At 67.6% G+C, this 6,133-nt stretch carries 5 protein-coding genes and 1 pseudogene; 2 read left to right on the forward strand and 4 right to left on the reverse strand.

The genetic code is table 11. The features are described from left to right. The 4 genes and pseudogenes from ABB34_RS15330 to rplU form a co-directional block, all read right to left on the reverse strand. A pseudogene (locus ABB34_RS15330) lies at nt 1-120 on the reverse strand (IS110-like element ISStma4 family transposase); the annotation flags it as partial. Nucleotides 121-443: 323 nt separating this feature from the next. Then, nucleotides 444-1,499: a GTPase ObgE gene (gene obgE / locus ABB34_RS13805; protein ID WP_057641957.1), complete on the reverse strand. Its 1,056-nt coding sequence runs from the start codon at nt 1,497-1,499 to the stop codon at nt 444-446. A gap of 177 nt (nt 1,500-1,676) precedes the next feature. Further along, a complete protein-coding gene (gene rpmA / locus ABB34_RS13810) occupies nt 1,677-1,937 on the reverse strand; it encodes a 50S ribosomal protein L27 (RefSeq protein ID WP_057641958.1) in 261 nt (86 codons plus the stop codon). 17 nt (nt 1,938-1,954) lie between these two features. Continuing rightward, on the reverse strand, nt 1,955-2,263 hold the full coding sequence (gene rplU / locus ABB34_RS13815) for a 50S ribosomal protein L21 (protein WP_057641959.1): 309 nt from the start codon (nt 2,261-2,263) through the stop codon (nt 1,955-1,957). A gap of 280 nt (nt 2,264-2,543) precedes the next feature. On the opposite strand from rplU, the gene uvrA reads away from it, so the two are divergent. Both uvrA and ABB34_RS13825 read left to right on the forward strand, forming a co-directional pair. After that, nucleotides 2,544-5,504 carry an excinuclease ABC subunit UvrA gene (gene uvrA, locus ABB34_RS13820; RefSeq protein ID WP_057641960.1) on the forward strand — a complete coding sequence of 987 codons (2,961 nt, stop codon included), beginning with the start codon at nt 2,544-2,546 and terminating at the stop codon, nt 5,502-5,504. Next, complete coding sequence (locus tag ABB34_RS13825; protein WP_057641961.1) at nt 5,501-5,908, forward strand: acyl-CoA thioesterase; 408 nt, start codon at nt 5,501-5,503, stop codon at nt 5,906-5,908. Before uvrA ends, ABB34_RS13825 begins: the two co-directional genes overlap by 4 nt. Nucleotides 5,909-6,133: the final 225 nt, after the last annotated feature.

Consider the following 6,133-nt stretch of genomic DNA (forward strand, 5'->3'; position numbering starts at 1 on the left):
CAGTTGTTCCCAACCCGCGGCGGTGTTGCCGAGCTTGCCCCGGGTGCGGTACTTGCCCTGCCCCAACGGCAGGGCGATGTCGAAGGTGGCCTTGGCCACGTCGATGCCTATCACCTGCATGTCTCTGTCTCCTGCTGTCGAACCGGATCCAGTGACCGCCGGGCTTGCCCTTGTTCGTGCTGGCTCTCGCAAAAGCGGGCCGAAGATACCGTTCAAGCTCCAAGGCGGAAAAGGGTTCCGATGTGCCGGATCTACGGTGCGAGCTCGAAGGCTCAAGTGCGGAGACGGCATCATCGGAACCTCCCGGATCACTCCGGGGAAGTCTGCCTGATCGGGGCAGGCTTCAAGACACAAGGTGCGGGGCTTGCCCCGCACGAGGCTTCACCGGGAAAGCCCCATGCGGGGCAAGCCCCGCATCTACGCGCGGACTCCCGGCATCCGCCTCACCCCTGCGCCTGCCGCGCCTCGGCTTCCAGCAGCTTCTGCTGGTCGAAGAAGGCCATGATGTCCTTCATGATCGGCCAGGTGCCCTCGCGGCCCAGCGCCGACACCAGGTACCACGGGCCGGTCCAGCCCAGCTCCTCGACCACCTGCGCGGCCGCGGCCTGCGCCTCGTCCTCGAACATCAGGTCGGCCTTGTTCAGCACCAGCCAGCGCGGCTTTTCCAGCAGCTCCGGGTCGTGCTTGCCCAGTTCGCGCTCGATCGCGCGCACCTGCTCGACCGGGGAAATGCCTTCCACCCCGCCTTCCATCGGCGAAATGTCGACGAGGTGCAGCAGCAGCCGGGTGCGTTGCAGGTGGCGCAGGAACTGCGCGCCCAGCCCGGCGCCGTCGGCCGCGCCCTCGATCAGGCCGGGGATGTCGGCGATCACGAAGCTGCGGTAGTTCTCCACCTTCACCACGCCCAGGTTCGGGTACAGGGTGGTGAACGGGTAGTCGGCCACCTTCGGCGTGGCCGCCGACACCGCGCGGATCAGGGTGCTCTTGCCGGCATTGGGGAAGCCAAGCAAGCCGACGTCGGCCAGCAGCTTCAGCTCCAGCTTGAGCAGGCGCTCCTCCCCCTCTTCGCCCGGCAATGCCTGCCTCGGCGCGCGGTTGGTTGAACTCTTGAAATGCATGTTGCCGAGGCCGCCCTTGCCGCCCTTGGCCACCAGCAGGCGGTCGCCATGCCGGGTCATGTCGCCGATGACTTCATCGGTGGCGACGTTGATCACCACGGTGCCGACCGGCACGGTGATGGTCAGGTCCTCGCCGGCCTTGCCGTACATCTGCCGGCCCATGCCGTTCTCGCCGCGCTGCGCCTTGAAGATGCGGTCATGGCGGAAGTCGACCAGGGTGTTCAGGTTTTCGTCGGCGCGGATCCACACGCTGCCGCCGTCGCCGCCGTCGCCGCCGTCCGGGCCACCCAGCGGGATGAATTTCTCGCGGCGGAAACCGACGCAGCCATTGCCGCCGTTGCCGGCAATTACGGAGATTTCGGCTTCATCAACGAGTTTCATGGGAAAGACCGGGGATCGAGGAGGAATGGGGAATCGGGAGGGCGACCCCGCGAAGGAAGTCTATCGGGCCGGCGCCACGCGCGCCGCGCGGCTGCCGCCGTTCCAACGAAAAGCCCCGCCGAAGCGGGGCTTTCGTCGCTGCGCCCATGCCAGGCAGGGGCGCCTGCGCGTGCGGGATCAGGCTTCCGCGACGACGCTGACGGTGCGGCGCTTCTTCGGGCCCTTCACCGTGAACTCGACCTTGCCGTCGACCAGCGCGAACAGCGTGTGGTCGCGGCCGAGGCCGACGCCGGTACCCGGGTGGAACTGGGTGCCGCGCTGGCGCACGATGATGTTGCCGGCTTCGATGGCCTGGCCACCGAAGATCTTGACGCCGAGGTACTTCGGGTTGGAATCGCGGCCGTTGCGCGAGGAGCCTACGCCCTTTTTATGTGCCATGACGGATTCTCCTTGGATTAGCCGGCGATGCCGGTGATTTCGATTTCGGTGTAGTGCTGGCGGTGGCCCTGCCGCTTCATGTGGTGCTTGCGGCGGCGGAACTTGATGATGCGCACCTTGTCGGCGCGGCCGTGGGCCACGACCTTGGCGGTCACCGAAGCGCCCTTCAGGGCATCGCCGATCTTGATGCCGTCGGCATCGCCGAGCATCAGGACGGTGTCGAACTTGATCTCGCTGCCGGCTTCGGCTTCGAGCTTCTCAACGCGGAGGGTCTCGCCCTGCGCGACGCGGTATTGCTTACCGCCGGTTACCAGTACTGCGTACATGGGAGTGTCTCTTCTGTAGTTATTCTTGGGATCTGCCCACCATCGAGGGCGGACAGAAGCGGAATTGTAGGGGCAGCGCCGTGTCCGGGTCAAGCCGCCCCTCCCCGCCAAACCCCTGCCCGGACAAGGGCATGCGCCGCTTCCGCGACGCCGCGCACGGGCTGGCAATTCCGGCAATTGCCCCCAAATCACAAGGCCGCTAGGCTGGTCGACTGCCGCCGGCTACGCCCCCACACCCCGCCACCGGCCCCGCCGGTGGCGACCAAGCAACGGATTCCTCATGGCGATGGATTTCATCCGCATCCGCGGTGCGCGGACGCACAACCTCAAGAACATCGACCTCGACCTGCCGCGCGACAAGCTGATCGTGATCACCGGCCTGTCCGGCTCGGGCAAGTCCTCGCTGGCGTTCGACACCATCTACGCCGAGGGCCAGCGCCGCTACGTGGAATCGCTGTCGGCCTATGCGCGGCAGTTCCTGAGCGTGATGGAGAAGCCGGACCTGGACCACATCGAGGGGCTGTCGCCGGCGATCTCGATCGAGCAGAAGTCCACCAGCCACAACCCGCGCTCGACCGTGGGCACCATCACCGAGATCTACGACTACCTGCGCCTGCTCTATGCCCGCGTCGGCAGCCCGCGCTGCCCCGACCACGGCTACCCGCTGGAGGCGCAGACCGTCAGCCAGATGGTGGACCAGGTGCTGGCGCTGGACGGTGAGCAGCGCTGGATGCTGCTGGCGCCGGTGATCCGCGAGCGCAAGGGCGAGCACGTGCAGGTGTTCGACCAACTGCGCGCGCAGGGCTTCGTGCGCGTGCGGGTGGACGGTGAGCTGTACGAGATCGACGCGGTGCCGGCGCTGGGGCTGCGCCAGAAGCACACCATCGAGGCGGTGATCGACCGCTTCCGCCCACGCGAGGACATCAAGCAGCGGCTTACCGAAAGCTTCGAAACCGCGCTCAAGCTGGGCGACGGCATGGCCGTGGTGCAGTCGCTGGACGATGCCGACGCCGCGCCGCAGCTGTTTTCGTCCAAGTATTCCTGCCCGGTCTGCGACTACGCGCTGCCGGAACTGGAGCCGCGGCTGTTCTCGTTCAACTCGCCGGTCGGCGCCTGCCCCGGCTGCGATGGCCTGGGCATGGCCGAGTTCTTCGACCCCTCGCGCGTGGTCGTGCACCCGGAACTGTCGCTGGCCGCCGGCGCGGTGCGCGGCTGGGACCGCCGCAACGCCTATTACTTCCAGCTGATCGCCTCGCTGGCCAAGCACTACAAGTTCGACGTCGATGCGCCATGGCAGTCGCTGCCCGAATACGTGCGGCAGGCGGTGCTGTACGGCAGCGGCGAGGAGCAGATCACCTTCACCTACTTCACCGAGGCCGGCGGCCGCAGCCAGCGCAAGCATCGCTTCGAGGGCATCATCCCCAACCTCGAACGCCGCTACCGCGAGACCGAATCGCCGGCGGTGCGCGAGGAACTGGCAAAGTTCATCAGCGAACGCCCCTGCCCCGAGTGCAAGGGCGCGCGCCTGAACAAGGCCGCGCGCAACGTGTTCGTCGCCGACCGGCCGCTGCCGGAGCTGGCGGTGCTGCCGATCGACGAGGCCAAGCGCTTCTTCGGCGAACTGAGCCTGCCGGGCTGGCGCGGCGAGATCGCCGCCAAGATCGTCAAGGAGATCAGCGAGCGGCTGGGCTTCCTCGTCGACGTGGGCCTGGATTACCTCACGTTGGAGCGCAAGGCCGACACCCTGTCCGGTGGCGAGGCGCAGCGCATCCGCCTGGCCTCGCAGATCGGCGCCGGGCTGGTGGGCGTGATGTACGTGCTCGACGAGCCGTCCATCGGCCTGCACCAGCGCGACAACGAGCGCCTGCTCGGCACCCTCACCCGCCTGCGCGACCTCGGCAACACGGTGATCGTGGTCGAGCACGACGAGGACGCGATCCGCCTGGCCGACCACGTCGTGGATATCGGCCCCGGCGCCGGCGTGCATGGCGGCGAGGTGGTCGGCGAAGGCAAGCTGGAGGACATCCTCGCCGCGCCGCGCTCGCTGACCGGGCAGTACCTGTCCGGCAAGCGCGCCATCGAGATTCCGGCCAGGCGCCACAAGCCGAACCCGAAGATGACGCTGCACCTGCGCGGCGCCCGCGGCAACAACCTGAAGAACGTCGACCTGCATGTTCCCGCCGGGCTGCTGACCTGCGTCACCGGCGTGTCCGGCTCGGGCAAGTCGACGCTGATCAACGACACCCTGTTCTCGCTGGCCGCCAACGAGATCAACGGCGCCTCGCACCCGGTCGCGGCGTACAGGGAGGTCGAGGGGCTGGACCTGTTCGACAAGGTGGTGGACATCGACCAGTCGCCGATCGGCCGTACCCCGCGCTCCAACCCGGCCACCTATACCGGCCTGTTCACGCCCTTGCGCGAGCTGTACGCGCAGGTGCCGGAAGCGCGCGCGCGCGGCTATGCGCCGGGGCGTTTTTCCTTCAACGTGCGCGGCGGCCGCTGCGAGGCCTGCCAGGGCGACGGCCTGATCAAGGTCGAGATGCACTTCCTGCCGGACGTGTACGTGCCCTGCGACGTCTGCCACGGCAAGCGCTACAACCGCGAGACGCTGGAGATCCTGTACAAGGGCTACAGCATCAACGACGTGCTGGAGATGACCGTCGAGGATGCGCTGAAGCTGTTCGAGCCGGTGCCGGCCATCGCCCGCAAGCTGGAGACGCTGGTCGACGTGGGCCTGAGCTACATCAAGCTCGGCCAGAGCGCGACCACGCTGTCCGGCGGCGAGGCGCAGCGGGTCAAGCTGTCCAAGGAACTGAGCCGGCGCGACACCGGCCGCACCCTGTACATCCTCGACGAGCCGACCACCGGCCTGCACTTCCACGACATCGAGGCGCTGCTCGGCGTGCTGCACAAGCTGCGCGACGAGGGCAACACGGTGGTGGTGATCGAGCACAACCTCGACGTGATCAAGACCGCCGACTGGATCGTCGACCTCGGCCCGGAAGGCGGCCACCGCGGTGGCACCATCCTCGTCACCGGCACCCCGGAAGACGTGGCCGCGCACCCGGCGTCCTACACCGGCCAGTTCCTTGCACGGATGCTGCCCTCCACCGCCGCGCGCCCCGAACAACCGGCGGCGGTGGCGAACAAGCCCGATGCAAGGCCACCGCGCAAGGAAAAGCCCGCGAAGAAAACGGCCGCCAGGAAAGCCGCCCCCCGCAAGCAAAAGGATTCCCGATGAACGACGAACACAAGCTGCTGGCCCGCGTGCCGATCAGCGTGCGCTGGCGCGACATGGACTCGATGGGCCACGTCAACAACGCCAAGTACGTGTCCTACCTGGAAGAAGCGCGCGTGCGCTGGATGCTGGGCGTGGAAGGCGTGTCGCTGAACGACCGCATCGTGCCGGTGGTGGCCGCCACCAACGTCAACTACCGGTTGCCGATCGTGTGGCCGAACGACATCGTCGTGGAGCTGTTCGTCGAGCGGCTGGGCAACAGCAGCGTGACCATCGGCCACCGCATCGTCGACCAGCAGGACGCCGGCAAGCTGTACTCGGACGGCAACGTGGTGGTGGTGTGGATGGATGCGCAGACCGGCAGGAGCGCGCCACTGCCGGAGGCGGTGCGCGAGGCGTCGAGCTGATCCATGGCCCCTCTCCCGTCGGGGTGAGAGGGGCAGTTCGCGAACCCCCGGTTCGCTGCCCTTCGAACGCCCTTGCGCCAGCGCAAGGGCCGGGGCGCGAAGCGGGGGTTGGGATGAGGGGCGATGAAGCCCCGATGGTCAAGCATCATGGACTGCGTTCGCCCCTCATCCGCCCCTTCGGGGCACCTTCTCCCGAAGGGAGAAGGGTCGAAACCACCGTGAGGC

This window comes from Stenotrophomonas daejeonensis (genome assembly GCF_001431505.1).
GTDB lineage: Bacteria > Pseudomonadota > Gammaproteobacteria > Xanthomonadales > Xanthomonadaceae > Stenotrophomonas > Stenotrophomonas daejeonensis.